Annotated in this window: 14 protein-coding genes; 3 read left to right on the top strand and 11 right to left on the bottom strand. The window is 64.7% G+C overall.

Annotation, left to right across the window (positions count from 1 at the left end; all coding sequences use genetic code 11):
* Window positions 1-318: 318 nt before the first annotated feature.
* The 3 genes from glmS to ttcA form a co-directional block, all read right to left on the bottom strand.
* On the bottom strand, window positions 319-2,157 hold the full coding sequence (gene glmS, locus ACN9M1_RS00345; RefSeq protein WP_426396421.1) for a glutamine--fructose-6-phosphate transaminase (isomerizing): 1,839 nt from the start codon (window positions 2,155-2,157) through the stop codon (window positions 319-321).
* A gap of 116 nt (window positions 2,158-2,273) precedes the next feature.
* Window positions 2,274-3,641, bottom strand: a complete 1,368-nt coding sequence (glmU, locus tag ACN9M1_RS00340; protein ID WP_426396419.1) for a bifunctional UDP-N-acetylglucosamine diphosphorylase/glucosamine-1-phosphate N-acetyltransferase GlmU — start codon at window positions 3,639-3,641, stop codon at window positions 2,274-2,276.
* A gap of 269 nt (window positions 3,642-3,910) precedes the next feature.
* Window positions 3,911-4,843 carry a tRNA 2-thiocytidine(32) synthetase TtcA gene (ttcA, locus tag ACN9M1_RS00335; RefSeq protein ID WP_426396417.1) on the bottom strand — a complete coding sequence of 311 codons (933 nt, stop codon included), beginning with the start codon at window positions 4,841-4,843 and terminating at the stop codon, window positions 3,911-3,913.
* Window positions 4,844-4,995: 152 nt separating this feature from the next.
* Here ttcA and panE point away from each other — a divergent pair, with 152 nt between their 5' ends.
* Window positions 4,996-5,949, top strand: coding sequence for a 2-dehydropantoate 2-reductase (gene panE, locus ACN9M1_RS00330; protein ID WP_426396415.1), 954 nt, complete (start codon window positions 4,996-4,998; stop codon window positions 5,947-5,949).
* Window positions 5,950-6,234: 285 nt separating this feature from the next.
* Here the strand turns inward: panE and ACN9M1_RS00325 are convergent, their stop codons facing one another.
* The 6 genes from ACN9M1_RS00325 to ACN9M1_RS00300 form a co-directional block, all read right to left on the bottom strand.
* Entirely contained in the window at window positions 6,235-7,632 is a 1,398-nt protein-coding gene (locus ACN9M1_RS00325) for an efflux transporter outer membrane subunit (protein WP_426398894.1), read from the bottom strand.
* 356 nt (window positions 7,633-7,988) lie between these two features.
* Window positions 7,989-9,158, bottom strand: a complete 1,170-nt coding sequence (locus tag ACN9M1_RS00320) for an ABC transporter permease (RefSeq protein WP_426396413.1) — start codon at window positions 9,156-9,158, stop codon at window positions 7,989-7,991.
* Window positions 9,155-10,114 carry an ABC transporter ATP-binding protein gene (locus tag ACN9M1_RS00315; RefSeq protein WP_426396411.1) on the bottom strand — a complete coding sequence of 320 codons (960 nt, stop codon included), beginning with the start codon at window positions 10,112-10,114 and terminating at the stop codon, window positions 9,155-9,157. The genes ACN9M1_RS00320 and ACN9M1_RS00315 overlap by 4 nt, the downstream gene beginning before the upstream one ends.
* Complete coding sequence (locus ACN9M1_RS00310; protein ID WP_426396409.1) at window positions 10,111-11,076, bottom strand: HlyD family secretion protein; 966 nt, start codon at window positions 11,074-11,076, stop codon at window positions 10,111-10,113. The genes ACN9M1_RS00315 and ACN9M1_RS00310 overlap by 4 nt, the downstream gene beginning before the upstream one ends.
* A gap of 12 nt (window positions 11,077-11,088) precedes the next feature.
* Window positions 11,089-11,847: a TetR/AcrR family transcriptional regulator gene (locus ACN9M1_RS00305; protein WP_426396407.1), complete on the bottom strand. Its 759-nt coding sequence runs from the start codon at window positions 11,845-11,847 to the stop codon at window positions 11,089-11,091.
* An 83-nt stretch (window positions 11,848-11,930) separates the two neighbouring features.
* Entirely contained in the window at window positions 11,931-12,854 is a 924-nt protein-coding gene (locus ACN9M1_RS00300) for a LysR family transcriptional regulator (RefSeq protein WP_426396405.1), read from the bottom strand.
* A 129-nt stretch (window positions 12,855-12,983) separates the two neighbouring features.
* Here ACN9M1_RS00300 and rocD point away from each other — a divergent pair, with 129 nt between their 5' ends.
* Window positions 12,984-14,210 carry an ornithine--oxo-acid transaminase gene (gene rocD / locus ACN9M1_RS00295; RefSeq protein ID WP_426396403.1) on the top strand — a complete coding sequence of 409 codons (1,227 nt, stop codon included), beginning with the start codon at window positions 12,984-12,986 and terminating at the stop codon, window positions 14,208-14,210.
* A 24-nt stretch (window positions 14,211-14,234) separates the two neighbouring features.
* Window positions 14,235-15,164, top strand: coding sequence for an arginase (locus tag ACN9M1_RS00290; RefSeq protein ID WP_426396401.1), 930 nt, complete (start codon window positions 14,235-14,237; stop codon window positions 15,162-15,164).
* 283 nt (window positions 15,165-15,447) lie between these two features.
* Here ACN9M1_RS00290 and ACN9M1_RS00285 read toward each other — a convergent pair whose 3' ends face one another.
* Together ACN9M1_RS00285 and ACN9M1_RS00280 are read right to left on the bottom strand one after the other, a co-directional pair.
* On the bottom strand, window positions 15,448-15,846 hold the full coding sequence (locus tag ACN9M1_RS00285; protein ID WP_426396399.1) for a dihydroneopterin aldolase: 399 nt from the start codon (window positions 15,844-15,846) through the stop codon (window positions 15,448-15,450).
* 20 nt (window positions 15,847-15,866) lie between these two features.
* Window positions 15,867-16,682 (bottom strand): SDR family oxidoreductase, encoded by an 816-nt coding sequence (locus ACN9M1_RS00280; protein WP_426396397.1) that lies wholly within the window; start codon window positions 16,680-16,682, stop codon window positions 15,867-15,869.
* Window positions 16,683-16,686: the final 4 nt, after the last annotated feature.

The raw sequence follows: 16,686 nt of genomic DNA, 5'->3' as shown, positions 1-16,686 counted from the left end.
GCCCGCAGGCTAGATCGTATTTCCCTGGCTAGCTGCACAGGGTTCCGGCGTACATGGTCGTGGATGGAGTCCCCGTCAAGAAGCGAAGGACGTTTTGGTCGACTGAGGAGAGGGAGCACGCGTGCCCAAAAACTAGAGAGCTGCGTTGGGGGTGAAGGGCGCTACGCCACGGTGGCGCGCCCACCAACATGAAGGAGTGTTTGAAGCCTTACAGTCCAGCGGTTTCTGGAGGAACTTACCCCCAGAAACCGGGCTGTATTCAGCGAGTTCGAAACGCTTTCATTTCCTCGCCACGCCATCGGCTGGCGTGGCGACGCGTTACTCCACTGTCACGGATTTTGCGAGGTTACGCGGCTTATCCACATCCGTGCCACGCGCCAGCGCGGTGTGATACGCCAGCAATTGCAGCGGCACCACGTGCAGGATCGGCGAGAGCTGGCCATAGTGCTCCGGCATACGGATCACCTGAATGCCATCGCTGGACTGGATGTGCGTATCGGCGTCGGCAAACACGTACAGTTTGCCGCCGCGCGCACGCACTTCCTGGATGTTGGACTTGAGCTTTTCCAGCAGCGCATCGTTCGGGGCCACCGTCACCACCGGCATCTCGTCAGTCACCAGCGCCAGCGGGCCGTGCTTCAATTCACCCGCCGGGTACGCCTCGGCGTGGATGTACGAGATTTCCTTGAGCTTGAGCGCGCCTTCCAGGGCGATCGGGTAGTGCAGGCCACGACCCAGGAACAGCGCGTTCTCGCGGCGGGCAAATTCTTCCGACCACGCGATGATCTGCGGCTCCAGCGCCAGCACGGCGTTCAGTGCGGACGGCAGGTGGCGCAGGTGGCGCAATGCATCCTCTTCCTGCTCGGTGTTCAGATGACCGCGCAGCTTGGCAAACGTCAGCGCCAGCATGTACAGCGCGGCCAGCTGCGTGGTGAACGCCTTGGTGGACGCCACGCCGATCTCGGTGCCGGCGCGCGTGAGGAACTTGAGCTCGGTCTCGCGCACCATGGCGCTGGTGCCCACGTTGCACACAGCCAGCGTGTGCGTGTGGCCCAGCTCGCGTGCGTGGCGCAGCGCGGCCAGCGTGTCGGCGGTTTCACCCGATTGCGAGATCACGACGACCAGCGCGTTCGGGTTGGGCACCGTCTCGCGGTAGCGGTATTCGCTGGCGACTTCCACCTGGGTGGGGATCTTGGCGATCGATTCCAACCAGTACTTGGCCGTGCAGCCCGAGTAGTAGCTGGTGCCGCAGGCCAGGATCAGCACACTGTCGATCTTGGGCAGGATTTCAGCCGCACGCGGGCCGAACAGATCGGGTGCAAACCCCTGCACCCCCTCGAGCGTGTCGCCCAGCGCGCGCGGTTGCTCGAAAATTTCCTTCTGCATGAAGTGGCGGAACGGCCCGAGTTCCACGGCGGCTGCATAGCCGCCCACTTCCTTCACTTCACGCTCGACGATGCGATCGTGCACATCGGCGACGGTAAAGCCTTCGCGCGTGATCTCCACCACGTCGCCCTCTTCCAGATACGCCATGCGGCTGGCAGTGCCGGCCACGGCCAGCGCGTCGGAAGCGAGGAAGGTTTCGTTGTCGCCAATCGCCACCACCAGCGGCGAGCCAGCGCGCGCGCCCACCACCACGTCGGGGTTGTCACGCGCGAACACGGCAATCGCATACGCCCCATGCAGGCGCTTGACGGACGCACGCACCGAGGCAAACAGGTTGCCCCGCGTGGCGCTGCTCGGGTACGTGTAGGCCTGGTGAATCAGGTGCGCGACCACTTCCGTGTCCGTCTGCGATTCAAAACCGTAACCGACAGCCTTGAGCTCGTCGCGCAGCGCTTCGTAGTTCTCGATGATGCCGTTGTGCACCAGGGCGATGGTGTCGCCCGAGAAATGCGGGTGCGCGTTGACCGTATCCGGCCGGCCATGCGTGGCCCAGCGCGTGTGGGCGATGCCGATGGCGCCGTCCAGGTGGCTCGTCTGTGCCTGGGCATCCAGATCTGCCACGCGCGACACGGTGCGGGCGCGCTCGAGCTGGCCGTCGCGCTGCACGGCCACGCCGCAGGAGTCATAGCCGCGGTATTCCAGGCGGCGCAGCCCTTCGATCAGGACGGGAACGATATTGCGCGTGGAAACCGCGCCAACGATACCGCACATGTTGATTTCTCCGGTTGGAGCGTGGCCGCATCGTCAATGTGCGCCGCACTCGGTATTTCAGTATCGATGCTCATGTGCCACAGCGGCATCCGCTGTTCGGCGCAGGAGACCCTCTGTCAGCCTGCTTTCTTCTGCTTCACGGGGCGCTGCCAGGCGTCGATGGTGACTTGCCGAGCACGCGACACCGTCAGCTTGCCGTCGGGCGCATCCTTGGTCAGCGTAGTGCCGGCGCCCAGCGTGGCGCCCTTGCCCACGCGCACCGGCGCCACGAGTTGCGAGTCCGAGCCGATGAAGGCGTCGTCCTCGATGATGGTGCGGAACTTGTTCGCGCCGTCGTAGTTGCAGGTGATGGTGCCCGCACCGATGTTCACGCGCGAACCGACCGTCGCATCGCCCACATAGGCGAGGTGGTTGGCTTTGCTGTGCGCCGCGACCTGGCTGTTCTTCACCTCGACGAAGTTGCCGATATGCACGTCTTCGGCCAGCTCGGTGCCTGGGCGCAGACGCGCGTAGGGGCCGATACGCGAGTCGGCGCCGACCTTGGCCTGCTCGATATGGCAGAACGGCAGGATCTCGGCGCCGGCGTCGATGGCCGCATCGCGGATCACCGTATTGGCACCGATGCGCACGCCGTCGCCCAGCGTGACGTTGCCTTCAAAGATGCAGTTGACGTCGATCACCACGTCGCGCCCGCAGGTGAGCTTGCCGCGCACGTCGATGCGCGCCGGGTCGATCAGCGTGACGCCGTCTTCCAGCAGTTGCTGCGCGAGGTTGCGCTGGTGAATACGCTCAAGCTCCGCCAGCTGCACCTTGCTGTTCACACCCAGCGTTTCCCACTCGGCCAGCGGGTGCGCGGAGGTGATGGGCACGCCCTCGGTGGCGGCACGCTCGATCACGTCGGTCAGGTAGTACTCGCCCTGCGCGTTGTTGTTGGACAGCGTGGCAAGCCAGTGCTTGAGCTTGGCCGTCGGGCACACCAGGATGCCGGTGTTGACCTCGTGGATGGCCAGCTGCGTTTCGTTGGCGTCCTTCTGCTCGACGATGCGCGTGATGCGGCCAGCGGCGTCGCGCACGATGCGGCCGTAACCGGTCGGGTCGCCCAGGTGCACGGTTAGCACGCCCAGGTGGTCGTTGCCGGCGGCGCCCACCAGCGCGCTGAGCGTCTCGGCGCGCGTGAGCGGCACATCGCCGTAGAGCACGAGGGTGGGCACGCTCTCGTCGAGCTGGTCGACGGCCTGCATGACGGCGTGGCCCGTACCCAATTGCTGGTCTTGCGTGGCAAAGGTGATGTCCGGCGCGCCGACCATCTCGCGCACCCGATCGCCGCCATGGCCGACCACCACCACCAGCCGCGTCGGCGACATGGAGCGCGCGGTTTCAATCACGTGGGCCAGCAACGGTTTGCCGGCCAGGGGGTGCAGCACTTTCGGCAGGGCGGAGCGCATGCGTTTGCCCATGCCTGCGGCCAGGATGACGATATTCACAAGGAGATTCCTAAAGTGACGCGAAGCGATGGCCTGCGGCGGGCGTCCGCGGCCCGTTCACCAGAGGGCCGCAGTGCCCGCAAACCCTTCTGTGATGCGCTTTTGCGGCGGATAAGGCACAGGTAAAAAATTTTAGCATGGGGCCCACCCTCCCCCAGAACCGGCCAAACGGTCGAATTGTTGCAATTGCGCCATGACCGGGCTGGTTAGCCCGCCAGCCGATCAGACGGATGGCGGACACCACGGCGGGCCCGGCGGGCGGGCTGCACTTAGCTTGCGGCGGGTGCGTCGGCCGGCTTGGGCTCCGCGTTACGCTCAAAACGCACGAACTCGATGCGGTCGTCATGCGAGCCCGCGAACACCAGCGGTGCCTGGTCGTAGGCGGTCTGGCCGAACAGCGAGTCCTCACCAATCTTGGCCAGGCCCGTGGTCAGGCCGTTGAAGTCGAACAGATCGGTATCGGCCAGGTGCGAGGGCACCACGTTCTGCAGCGACGCGAAGATGTTGTCGATGCGACCCGGCGTCTGGCGCTCCCACTCCAGCAGCATTTCCTTGACCTTCTTGCGCTGCAGGTTTTCCTGTGAGCCGCACAGGTTGCACGGAATGATCGGAAATTCCATCGCCCGAGCGTAGGAGGCGATGTCCTTCTCGGCGCAATACGCCAGCGGGCGGATGACGATGTGGTCGCCGTTGTCGGTGGCCAGCTTGGGCGGCATCGCCTTCATCTTGCCGCCGAAGAACATGTTTAGGAAGAACGTGTTGACGATGTCATCCCGGTGGTGGCCCAGCGCGATCTTGTTGGCGCCCAGTTCCTTGGCCGTGCGATAGATCACGCCGCGGCGCAGGCGCGAGCACAGCGAGCACGTGGTCTTGCCCTCGGGCACCTTCTCCTTGACGATCGAGTACGTGTCCGCCTCGACGATTACGTATTCCACGCCCAGCTTCTTCAGGTACGTGGGCAGCACGTCTTCCGGAAAGCCCGGCTGCTTCTGATCGAGGTTCATCGCGATCAGCTTGAAGTGGATCGGCGCGCGCTTCTGCAGCGCCATCAACACCGACAGCATCGTGTACGAATCCTTGCCGCCGGACAGGCACACGAGGACGGTGTCACCGTCGTCGATCATCTTGAAGTCGCCGATGGCGCGACCGGCCGCCGACTGCAGGCGGGTTTCGAGGCGGTGGAAATTATTGGAGAACGTCATGGCATCTCGACCCCGCCAGCGCTGAATAATGGCCGGACGGGCGTCAAATCGTGAGGAAAATCAGCATTTTAGCGCGCGTGGCGCGTCTTCTGCAGGGTCGCGCGAACAAGCCTAGAATCGTTTGCCTGTCCTTTTGCCCTACGGAGACAACGATGCGGATTCTGGTGCTGGGTGCCGGTGGTACCGGTGGCTATTTCGGTGGGCGGCTCGCCCAGGCGGGTGCGGACGTGACCTTTCTCGTGCGCCCGGCGCGTGCAGAGCAGCTGCGCGCGCACGGTCTCGTGATTCGCAGCCCGCACGGTGATGCGCAGTTGCCCGTGCAACTCATCACCGCCGACCAGGCAGCAGCCTGGGGCCATGCCGATCTCGTGCTGCTGAGCTGCAAGGCCTATGACCTGGAAGATGCCATCACGGCGATCCGCCCTGTGTTGGGCGAGCGCACCGTGGTGCTGCCCGTGCTCAACGGGCTGGCGCATCTGGACCGGCTCGACGCGGCGTTTGGTGAGTCGCGCGTGCTGGGCGGGCTGTGCCATATCAGCGCCACCACCGCGCCGGATGGGGCCGTGCTGCACCTGAGCAATGGGCAAGGCGCGGCGATGCATTCGATCACCTTTGGCGAACGCACGCTGCACGCCCCGCGCGAACGCACCGAGGCCATCCGCGATGTGTTTGCCACGGCGCAGTTCGATTCCGTGCTGGCCGAAAACGTCATGCAGGACATGTGGGAGAAGTTTGTCTTCCTGACGTCGCTGGCGGCGATGACGTGCCTGATGCGCGCGACGGTGGGTGAGATCGTCGCTACCGACGAAGGCCGCGCGCTGAACGAGGCGATGTTTGCGAGTTGCGAGGCCGTGGCGGCGGCATCGGGGTATCGGATTCGGCCTCAGGCGCGTGAGCGGGGTTTGAATGTGTTGACGCAGGCGGGCTCACCGCTGACGGCATCGATGCTGCGAGATCTGGAGAATGGTGGCCGCGTTGAAGCGGACCATATCGTCGGCGATATGTTGCGGCGTGGGCGGGCGATTGGTGTGGATGTCTCACTGCTGCGGGTGGCGTTTGCGCATTTGCAGGCGTATCAGCAGCGGTTGTTGCGGCCGGCTGTTTAAGGGTGGCGGTGCATCCCTTGTTTCATCCCCTGCCGGGGCTGACTCACTTTCTTTGTCTTGCCAAAGAAAGTAAGCAAAGAAAGGCGCGCCCGATGCGGCGAAAAATTCCTTGAATTTATGTCGCAAGGAGGGGAAGGGAAAAACTCGCTGCGCTCAAACAGTTTCCCTTCCTTTTTCCTCCTTGCAACAGAAATTCAAGGCACCGCATAGGGCAGGAAAGTCAAAGGCCAAACAGTCTAAACGTGAGTGTTGGTGGCTTTGTCTGTCTGGTTGCTGTTTGATTATTTACTGCCAGCCGCCGCCCAGCGCCTGCATGAGCACGGCGGAATCGAGCAGGCGGTCCGCTCGGCTCTGCACCTGTTGCAGCGTGGCTTGATCGACTTGGCGCTGCGCGTCCAGCAAGGCGAGCGTGCTGATGCCGCCGCTGGCGTGGCGGGCTTCGGCGGCGCGTAGGGTCTGTTGGGCCTGGTCGGTTGCCAGTGCGCGCGCTTGCAGGGTCTGCGCATCGTTGTGTACGGCATGCAATGCGTCGGCGACTTCTTGCAAGCCCTGCAATACCGCCTGCTTATACGCGGCTCCCGCTGCGTCGTAAGCGGCTTCGGCTTCGCGCTTTTTTGCGCGCAGGGTGCCGCCGTGGAAGATCGGCTGGGTAAGCCCGGCCCCCAGATTCCAGATGCTTGATCCTGCGCCAAACAGGTTGCGGAAGCTGGTCGTCTCCGAACCCAGGCCTGCAGACAGGGTGATGCGCGGGAACAGGTTGGCCGTCGCCACGCCCACGTTGGCGCTCGCCTCGTGCCACATCGCTTCGGCGGCGCGGATGTCGGGGCGGCGCTGTGCGAGCGTGGATGGCAACGACACCGGCAGCGGGTCCGGCAAGCGCAGCGCGTCGAGCGCCGGCAACGTCGGCAGCCCCGCACCGGGCTCGCGGCCCAGCAGCACAGATAGACGATGCCGCTGCTGCGCAGCCTGCTGCAGGAGCGGCGGCAACGTCGCGTCGGTCTGCGCGACCAGCGTGCGCTGCGAAAACGCATCGACCTGCGCAACGCCGCCGAGGCTCAGCCGCCGCTCAGTGATGTCGAGCTGCCGGCGCTGCTCGGCCGCCAACCGCTGCGTGGTCGCGATCTGCGCATCGAGTGCGGCAATCCGCACCACCGTCGTCACCACATTGCCCGCCAGCGACAAGCGAGCCGCTTCCAGCTCATATCGCTGCGTATCCACCTGCGCACGCGATGCCTCCAGCGCCCGGCGCACGCCACCAAACAAGTCCAACGCATACGACACCGACAGCGACGCCGAATACAACGTAAACGGCCCCGGCTTGGGCGTGTTGAAGCCAAACGCCTCCGGATTGATTTGCTGGCGCACCGCAGACACACTGCCATCCACAGAAGGCATCGCATAACCGAACTGCGCCTCGGCTTCCGCCTGCGCCTGGCGCAAGCGCGCTTCCGCCTGCGCCACCGAAGGACTGGCGCGCAGCGCCTCATCCACCAGCGCATCCAGCGCAGGCGATTGAAACAGATGCCACCAATCCGCCGGGACATTCGCATCCGCCAGATGCTGCACCTCGCCGCCCGCAATCGGCGCGGATGCAGTTTCGCGCGGCACCGGCTGTGCGGAATACCCCTGCGCTGCAGGCCCGGCCGGCGTCTTGAAGTCGGGCCCGACAGCACAGCCGCTCATCACCAGCGCAACCGCCAACACAGCGCCGAGCCCCAAACCGCGCTCACCACGCAAGCGCAAAAACGCCAACGCATATGCCCAGACGGTGTGGCCGTACCCTGCCCTAGATGGCGCCTTGAATTTCTGTAAGCGGGCGGAAAAAAGGCGGGGAACTGTCTGAGCGAAGCGAGTTTTCCCCGCCTCCGCCCGGTTACAGAAATTTAAGGGATGGGTCGCCATCTCGGGCGCGCCTTTCTTTGCTTCCTTTCTTTGGCAAGACAAAGAAAGGGAGTCGGCCCCGGCAGGGGACGAAACGCGGGATGCACCACCAACGCCATCACCACGAAACCTCAAAAGCGTACGCATGGCCACCACCCTCAATCCAACGTCTTGCGATAAAACCGCAACGCAATCCCCAGCACCACGACAGTGAACACCATCAACGGCCAGATACTCGGCCACAACTCCACCCACCCATTCCCCTTGAGCAAGATGCCCCGCGTGAGCCGATGGAAATACGTCATCGGCAACACATTGCCAATCACCTGCGCCCACTTCGGCATCCCCACAAACGGAAACATGAACCCCGACAGCAGAATGCTCGGCAGGAAGTAGAAGAACGTGAGCTGCGTCGCCTGTAGCTGGTTCTGAGCAAGTGAGGACAGCGTGATCCCCACCGTCAAGCTGGCCACGATAAACAGCAGCGCCGCCACGTACACCATCCACACGCTGCCGACAAACGGCACATGAAAGACGAAGTACGCCGCAGCCAGGATGATGGTCAACTGCACCAGCCCGATAAAGATGTACGGCACGATCTTGCCCGTCATCACCTCCAGCGGGCGCACCGGCGTGGCGAGCAGGTTTTCCATCGTGCCGCGCTCACGTTCGCGCGTCATGGCCAAGCCCGTCATCATCACCATCGTCATAGTGAGGATCGTGCCGATGAGCCCCGGGATGATGTTGTATTGCGTGATGCCCTCGGGGTTGTAGAGCTTGTGCAGACGCACGTCGAACGGCGGGGTACTGCCGCTGCTGTTGCCACCATTCGCACCGGCCAGCGGTGACAGCGCACCCTTCATGTCCTTGCTGACCACGCTCTGCACGAGCTGCGAAACAGAGGCCAGCGCCATGCCGGTCGCCGCCGGGTCCGTCGCATCGGCCTCGACCAGCAGAGAAGGTTTTTCACCGCGCGCCAGCTTGCGCGTGAAATCCGGCGGGATGGACACAACGAACTGCAGCTGCCCTTTCGCCAGCGCCTCGCGCCCTGCCGTTTCGTCCGGCAGCGTGGTGGTCACGTCAAAGTACTCGGAGTTGCGCATGGCAGCGAGAAAGCTGCGCGTGAACTCGCTCTGGTCCGCCGCAATCACGCCGGTCAGCAGGTGCTTCGGGTCGGTGTTGATGGCAAAGCCGAACAGGAACAGCTGCATGACGGGAATGCCGATCATCATGGCAAACGTCACGCGGTCGCGCCGCAGTTGCAGGAACTCCTTGAGCACCACGCTCCACCAGCGCACGAAGGAGAAACGCTCGCCGTTGAGCTTCATGGCTGCGCTCCGTAGTTGTCGGACGAGCGCCGCATCATGTGGATGAACACGTCTTCCAGGCCGGTGCTGATCGGCTCGGCGCGCACACCCGCTTCGCTGGAGAGATGGCGCAGCGTGGCCTCCAACGCGTGCGCGTCCGCGCCAGTCACGTGCAGCACGGAGCCAAACGCGACGGTCTGATCCACACCCGGCTGACCTTCGAGCTTGCGCCCGAGCTCAACGAGATTGCCGCCTGATACCGACCACGTCGACAAGTGCTGACCGGCGATCACGTCGTCCGCCGTGCCCTGCGCAAGCAATTCGCCATAGGCGATGTACGCCAGCTTGTGGCAACGCTCGGCCTCATCCATGTAGTGCGTGCTGACGAGCACCGAAATGCCCTGCGCGGCCAGCCGGTGCAGCTCTTCCCAGAAGTCGCGACGGGCTTTGGGGTCGACACCCGCGGTGGGTTCGTCCAGCAGCAGCAGTTCCGGCTTATGCAGCATGCACGCCGCCAGCGCCAGGCGCTGCTTCCACCCGCCCGAGAGCGCCCCGGCCAACTGCTTGGCGCGCGACGCCAGGCCAAGATTTTCCAGCGCGTGATCGACCACCTCCCGCCGGTTAGGCATCTCGTACAAGCGCGCCACAAAGTCGAGGTTCTCGCGGATGGAGAGATCATCCCAATACGAAAACCGCTGCGTCATGTAGCCCACGCGGCGTTTGATGTGCGCCGACTCCTTGAGGATGTCGTAACCGAGGCATGTGCCGCTGCCGCTGTCGGGCGTGAGCAGCCCGCACATCATGCGGATCGACGTGGTCTTGCCGCTGCCGTTGGGGCCGAGAAAGCCAAAGATCTCGCCGCGTGCAACCCGCATGGAGAGGTCTTTCACGACCTGCTTGTCGCCAAAGCGTTTGTTCAGGCCGTGCACATCAATGGCGTAATCGCCGTCACCATGATGGTTATCCGCAGCGCTCATGGCAGCGTCACCTCGACGGGCTGGCCGGGGCGCAGCTTCGGGCCATCGGCTGCCGTGGGCCGCGCTTCGACCATGAAGACGAGCTTGTCGCGCGTGGTGTTGCTGTAGATGACGGGCGGCGTGTACTCCGCTTCCGTGGCGATGTAGGTGACGGTGGCGTTCACGTCGGCGGCACAGCCATCGCAGTGCAGGCGCGCGGACTGCCCGGGCTTGAGCGCGCCCACCACGGTTTGCGGCACGAAGAAGCGCACCTTGACGTTGCCCCGCGGCAGCATACGCACGACAGGGCTGCCCGCACCAACCCACTCGCCTTCACGATAAAGCGTGTCGAACACCAAGCCGCCCTGCGTAGCCTTCTGCGCTTTCTGATCGAGCCGCCACTGCGCCTGGGCCACCGCTGCGCGCGCCGCTTCCACCTGTGCTGACTGTGCACGAATCTGATCATTGCGCGCAGGCAACTGGGCTATACGCAGTTGGTTCGTCAATTCGCGCACGCGCTGCGCGTTGGTCTGCGCGGTCGAGCGGCTGCTATCCAACTGCGCCTGCGCGATGCCGCCCGCACGGAACTGCGCTTCATCGCGCGCGAGTTGGATCGCGGAGAGCTTATCCGCCGATACCGCCTGCGCCAGTTGCGCACGCACGGCATCCACTTCCGGCACACGCCGGCCGAGGTTCAAGTCGGCGAGTTGTGCTTCAGCGGCCTGCAGTTGTGCGGCGGCTTGTTGGCGGGCCGCCGTTTCATCGACGGATTCCAGTACGAACAATGGCGCGCCCGCGCTGACGCTCTGCCCGCGCTGCACGCCCAGATGTTCGAGCCGCCCGCCCACAGGCGAAGCCACGTAGACGAACTCGCCTTCCACATAGCCTTGGTAGGTGGGGGTATCGTGCTTCGTGCAGCCCGCCAGCAAAGCCCCGGCCACTACCAGACACCCCGCCCCACCCTTCCACATCACTGGACGCATGCGCCCTCCGAATCACCGTTTGTCTGACGCGGCCGACTTGGCCGACTTGCGCGCTTTGCGCTTGGCCTGCTTGCCACCGTCCTGTTCGGGCGCGACGACTGGGCCGATGCCATGCAGCAACAGCGCGGCCACATGTTGGCCGATCGCCTCATCGCTCACTTTGTCGGCCAATGGAAAGCGGCCCCAGAGCGAGCGCGTGGCCAACGGCAGCATCGCCAGGCCAATGACCGACACCATCACCAGCGGCGGCTGCAGCGCTGCATTGACCATGCCGGCGGCCTGCGCGCGGGCAAAGCGGTCGACCAGCAAGGTGGCGCGCTCCAGCGCGATGCGCTGGACCACACGCTCGCGCAACTGGCCGCCCTCGGTGGCAATCTCGCGAATCCACACGGTCGGAAACCACGGCGTGGCTGACGCCACGGCCACCATACGCTGGGCGACGCCGGCCACGGTTTGCGCCAGATCCGGCAGGTGGCCATCGCTGGCGATCAACGCGAGCGCCGGGCCCGTCACTTCGTCGACCAACGGTCGGATACGCGCCTCGACCACCGCGTCGAGCAGTTGGTCGCGCGTCTTGAAGTGGTAGTGCACCATCGGCGCGGTCACGCCGGCCTCGCGGGCGATGGCGGCCAGCGTGGTCGGCCCAACACCATCGCGCGCAAACAGCGTGACGGCAATGTCTAGCAGCCTGTCGCGCAGGTCGTCTTGCACGGGGCCAGCTTGACGACGCGGGCGGCCTGGGCCACGAGGAGGAGGTTTACGGGTTGCCATGCCTCGAATATTAATTGTCGAATTAATTAATTTCAAGGCGACCGGTTTGCGCTAGCGCAAGACCGCTTGGCAGCGACGTACGGCTAAGCTCTCATCGAAGCATCGAGTTGCGCGAGGCGCACGAGCAGCCGATCCTGCGCCTCACTCGGAAAGCTCGACGTGCGGCGCACCGCAAACACGGTGTTCAGACAGCGCCGTGCTGTGATCGGGCGCACGACGTGCAGGCGCCCGCGCTCCACCGCGTCTTGAATGGCGTGCAGCGGCAGCACCGACCACCCCATGCCGGCTTCCACCAGCGTGCTGACCTCTTCGATGTCCGATACGTGATGCGCGCTTACCGTCGTTTCGGGCATGCGCCGGAACAGCGCCTTGAACCAGAGCCCATACACGGCATCGGATTCGTCATAGGTCACGAGTGGCAGTGCGGCGCAGTCCGACAGCGTGCGTGGGGCGTCGCGATCACGCAGCGCGCGGGCACCGCACGCCAGGACGAATTCTTCCGTGTAGACAGCGTGGTGCTCGAACAGGCGCGAGGTGCGTGGCGTGTAGACGAACCCGAGGTCGGCCCGGCCTGATTCCACGTGCGCGAAGACTTCCTCATCGCTGCCGAACGCAAGCTCGAGGCGGACATCGTCGAGCAGCGGCGCATCGGATTCCGGGGATGGCGTCAGCAGCGCCGGCATCAGCACGTAGCGGCCGAAGCTCGACCCGCTGGCGAGCTTGAGGGACACGCGTTCCGTTTCACCGCTGTGCAGCGCGGCGCGCAGTTCGTCCAGGCCAGCAAACGCATCCCGACACCACGCTCGCACGGAGGCGCCAGCGCGCGTGAGGACCAACTTGCGGCCCGAGCGCTCAAACAGCGGTACGCCCAGCCATTGCTCCAGTTGCCGCATCTGGTAGGACAGCGCGGGCTGTGACACGGCCAGGCGATCCGCCGCACGCACGAAGCTGCCCTCGTTGGCGACGGTGAGAAAGCTATGCAGGTAGCGCAGCGGAGAGTGCGACATCGTCGGGAACGGTCGGGAAAGTGACGCTTTAATCCATCAAATTTTTGGATCGAAAAACCAAAAACATTCGATTTGATTTCAAGTCTGTCAGATCGCACAATCCGCCGCAAGAACGCGATGGAGGCCATCATGACGACCGCAACGCAACATCCGAGCTACGCATTGGAAGACCGTTATGGCGCACGCAACTACGCGCCCCTGCCCGTCATGCTGGAACGCGGCGAGGGCGTGTGGCTGTTCGATACCGATGGACAGCGCTACCTCGACATGATGTCGGCGTACTCGGCGGTCAGCTTTGGGCATTCGCATCCCAAACTGGTGGCGGCGCTGGTGGAACAGGCGCAGCGTCTGACGCTGACGTCGCGCGCGTTCCACAACACCGAACTCGGCCCCTTCCTGGCCGATGTCTGCCGCATCACGCGCATGGACCGCGCGCTGCCCATGAACACCGGTGCAGAGGCCGTCGAAACCGCCATCAAGGCCGCCCGCAAATGGGCGCGCGAGGTCAAAGGTCTGCCGCCCGAAGCGGCGGAGATCATCGTCTTCGAAAACAACTTCCACGGCCGCACGACGACCATCGTCGGGTTCTCTTCGCACGAACAATATCGCTACGGCTTCGGGCCGTTCGCGGCGGGTTTCCGGCGCATTCCGTTTGGCGATGCCGATGCGCTGCGTGCCGCCATCGGCCCCAACACAGGCGCCATCCTCGTCGAACCCGTGCAGGGCGAAGGCGGCATTGTGGTACCGCCGCCTGGCTATCTGAAGCTCGCGCGTGAACTGGCGACGCAGCACAACGCGCTACTCGTTTGCGATGAAGTCCAGACCGGCCTGGGCCGCACGGGCGATGTGCTGGCGAGCTGGCATGACGGCGTGGAAGCCGATCTGGTGGTGCTGGGCAAGGCTCTGGGTGGCGGCATGGTGCCAGTGTCGGCCATCGCCGGGCGCGAAGCGGTCATCGGCGTGTTCCACCCGGGCGACCATGGCTCCACGTTTGGCGGCAACCCGCTGGCGGCGCACATCGGGCGCGCGGCACTTGCCTTGCTGATCGAAGAACAACTACCGCAGCGCGCCGCGCGCGTGGGCGAAGCGTTCATCAACGAACTGAAATCGCTGATCGGCCACGGCGTGCGGCAAGTGCGTGGCCGCGGCCTGATGGTCGGCCTGCAGCTCGATGCCGACATCGATGCACATGACTTCGCCTTCGCGCTGGCGGAACGCGGCGTACTGACCAAGGACACCTACGGCAACGTCGTCCGTCTGACACCGCCGCTGGTGATCGGCGAAGCGGAACTGGCGCTGGCGCTGGAGGCCATCCGCACGACGCTGGCCGACTGGCCGCGCCGCAAAGCGGCTTGAACATGCATTCACAAGGGGAGTGACATGACCCACATGGACCTGATCGGCGCGGCCATCGGCTGCGGGGCGCAAGACGACGGCTGCAAGGACGGCCCGCGTGCGCTCCTGCAAGCTGGCGCGCTGGCGCGTCTACAAACGCCCAATGCGCACGCCGCGCTCGTGCACGACATCGAACTCGCGACGTCTGCAGGCCACAGCCGATCCGCACGGCTCGCGGCGCTGCCGGGCGTGGCCGGGTTCTCGCGGGCGCTAGCCGATGCGACAGCCCACAGCGTGCATGCGGGGCATGTGCCGTTCGTCATCGGCGGCGACCACTCGTGCGCTATCGGCACGTGGTCGGGGGTCGCTAATGCGCTGCGTCCACAAGGCTCGCTCGGCCTGGTCTGGATCGACGCGCACCTCGACAGCCACACGCCGCAAACGAGCGACTCCGGCGCCATCCACGGCATGCCGCTGGCGGCACTGCTCGGCCACGGCGCGTCGTCGCTCACCGAGATACGCGATGCCGCGCCCAAGCTCCTTCCGCAACACGTGGTCGTCATCGGCGCACGGAGCTACGAACCCGCCGAGCGCGCACTGCTCGACCAGCTTGGCGTACGCGTGATCGACGCCGAAGAAGTCGCGCGCGTCGGCCTGCGCGCGGTCATGGCCGACGCTATCCGCATGGTGACGGCGGGTACAACCGCATTTGGCGTAACGCTCGATCTGGATGCCTTTGACCCCGGCGTGGCACCGGGCGTGGGCTCGCCCGAACCCGGCGGCCTCACCGGTCAGGACATGACACAAGCCCTCGCGGCGTGCGCGCGCGATGCCCGCTTTGTGGCATTTGAACTGGTGGAATACAACCCGCGCCACGACAAGGGCGGGATCACGGCGCGCTTGGCGCTAGACCTGCTGGGCAGCGTCGCGGGCGCATTGCACGCCCAACGCAAAAAATACGCAACAGCAGCGTAGGAGCCGAACCCTTAGCGACACACCCAGCGCCCCGACGGTTCGGCCGTTGACGTTCCTGCCCTAGATGGCGCCTTGAATTTCTGTTGCGGAGAGGAAAAAGGAAGGGAAACTGTCTGAGCGCAGCGAGTTTTTCCCTTCCCCTCTCTGCGACATAAATTCAAGGGGAAGTCGCCATCTCGGGCGCGCCTTTCTTTGCTTACCTTTCTTTGGCAAGACAAAGAAAGTAAGTCGGCCCCGGCAGGGGGACGAAACAAGGGATGCACCACAACAAAAGAACGGGCGCTTACGCCTGATCCTTAATCCGGAAAACCTCCACCCCCACCGACTCGCAATCCGGATACACATCCGGCTTCTCCGTCGACACCCGCGCCGCCAGCACATGCGGGTGCTTGAGCATAGCCGCCAGCACGTCATCACACAGTGTTTCCTGCAGATGGACATGCCCCTGCGCCATGCGCCGCGCCACCGTCTCACGCATGAAGTCGTAATCCACCACCTCATGCAGCTTGTCCTGCGTGGGCGACGAATATTCCAGCGGCACGTACAGCTCGATGTTGATCAGGACGCGCTGCTCGCCCTTCTTCTCGAAGTCGTGCACGCCGATGTTGATCTGCACCTCGTAGTTGCGCAAAAACATGCGGCGGCAGTTCGACAGGCGCGGGTGGGATAACAGGGAAAGCATGGGGGCGTCCGGGGGAAAAATTATTCAGTGAGGAACATCACGTCGCGGGCCAGCGGCATCAGGTGCTGGCCTCCGTCGACGAACAGCGTGGTGCCGGTGACGGCGCGGGCGGTGGCGAGATAGCACACGGCCTCGGCAATGTCTTCCGGCGTGGACGACTGGCCCAGCGGCGTCATCTGGTGCGCGCGTGCAAACCCGCCTTGCGATTGGTCGCCCGACACCATCGTGATGCCCGGCGCCACACCCACCACGCGCAACGCGGGCGCCAGCGCCTGCGCCAATTGCATCGTCGCGGTGGACAACGCCGCCTTCGACAGCGTGTACGAGAGGAAATCCGGGTTCAGGTTGTCGAGCTTCTGATCGAGCAGGTTGATGACCACGCCGCGCACGGTGTTGTCATCCGGCTGCGCTGCGACGAGCGCTCGATGCAGCTCGCGGGAGAGCAACAGCGGTGCCGCCACGTTGGTGCGCATATGCGTATCGAGCGACGCATAGCTGAAGCTGGTCGCCACGTCGTACTGGAACAGCGACGCATTGTTGACCAGGCAGGTGGGCGTACCCAGTGCAGCGATGCAGTCGCCAATCAAACGGCTGGCGGCGGCTTCGTCCGACAGGTCGGCCTGCAGCACGGCGGCGCGGCGGCCCATGGCGACGATCTCCGCGGCCACGGCATCGGCCTCGGTGCGCGAGCGGTGGCAATGCACGGCCACATCCCAGCCGTGGCGGGCCAGCGCCAGGGCGATCACACGGCCCACGCGGCGGGCGGCACCCGTCACCAACGCAATGCGGGCGGGCGGGGTCGATGCGGCATTCGGTTGAGTCGGCGTCTGCGCCATTGTT

It is taken from the genome of Ralstonia sp. R-29, from assembly GCF_049913345.1.
In the GTDB taxonomy this organism is placed as follows: domain Bacteria; phylum Pseudomonadota; class Gammaproteobacteria; order Burkholderiales; family Burkholderiaceae; genus Ralstonia.
Note: the sequence above shows the minus strand (reverse complement) of the source record. Positions and strands in the feature narration are given on the sequence as shown.

Excerpts from the sequence above, each read along its gene's own strand:
- glmS (WP_426396421.1), bottom strand. The coding sequence starts at position 2,157 with ATGTGCGGTATCGTTGGCGCGGTTTCCACGCGCAATATCGTTCCCGTC.
- ttcA (WP_426396417.1), bottom strand. The coding sequence starts at position 4,843 with ATGACGTTCTCCAATAATTTCCACCGCCTCGAAACCCGCCTGCAGTCG.
- panE (WP_426396415.1), top strand. The coding sequence starts at position 4,996 with ATGCGGATTCTGGTGCTGGGTGCCGGTGGTACCGGTGGCTATTTCGGT.
- ACN9M1_RS00325 (WP_426398894.1), bottom strand. The coding sequence starts at position 7,632 with ATGAGCGGCTGTGCTGTCGGGCCCGACTTCAAGACGCCGGCCGGGCCT.
- ACN9M1_RS00320 (WP_426396413.1), bottom strand. The coding sequence starts at position 9,158 with ATGAAGCTCAACGGCGAGCGTTTCTCCTTCGTGCGCTGGTGGAGCGTG.
- ACN9M1_RS00315 (WP_426396411.1), bottom strand. The coding sequence starts at position 10,114 with ATGAGCGCTGCGGATAACCATCATGGTGACGGCGATTACGCCATTGAT.
- ACN9M1_RS00310 (WP_426396409.1), bottom strand. The coding sequence starts at position 11,076 with ATGCGTCCAGTGATGTGGAAGGGTGGGGCGGGGTGTCTGGTAGTGGCC.
- ACN9M1_RS00305 (WP_426396407.1), bottom strand. The coding sequence starts at position 11,847 with ATGGCAACCCGTAAACCTCCTCCTCGTGGCCCAGGCCGCCCGCGTCGT.
- ACN9M1_RS00300 (WP_426396405.1), bottom strand. The coding sequence starts at position 12,854 with ATGTCGCACTCTCCGCTGCGCTACCTGCATAGCTTTCTCACCGTCGCC.
- rocD (WP_426396403.1), top strand. The coding sequence starts at position 12,984 with ATGACGACCGCAACGCAACATCCGAGCTACGCATTGGAAGACCGTTAT.
- ACN9M1_RS00290 (WP_426396401.1), top strand. The coding sequence starts at position 14,235 with ATGACCCACATGGACCTGATCGGCGCGGCCATCGGCTGCGGGGCGCAA.
- ACN9M1_RS00285 (WP_426396399.1), bottom strand. The coding sequence starts at position 15,846 with ATGCTTTCCCTGTTATCCCACCCGCGCCTGTCGAACTGCCGCCGCATG.
- ACN9M1_RS00280 (WP_426396397.1), bottom strand. The coding sequence starts at position 16,682 with ATGGCGCAGACGCCGACTCAACCGAATGCCGCATCGACCCCGCCCGCC.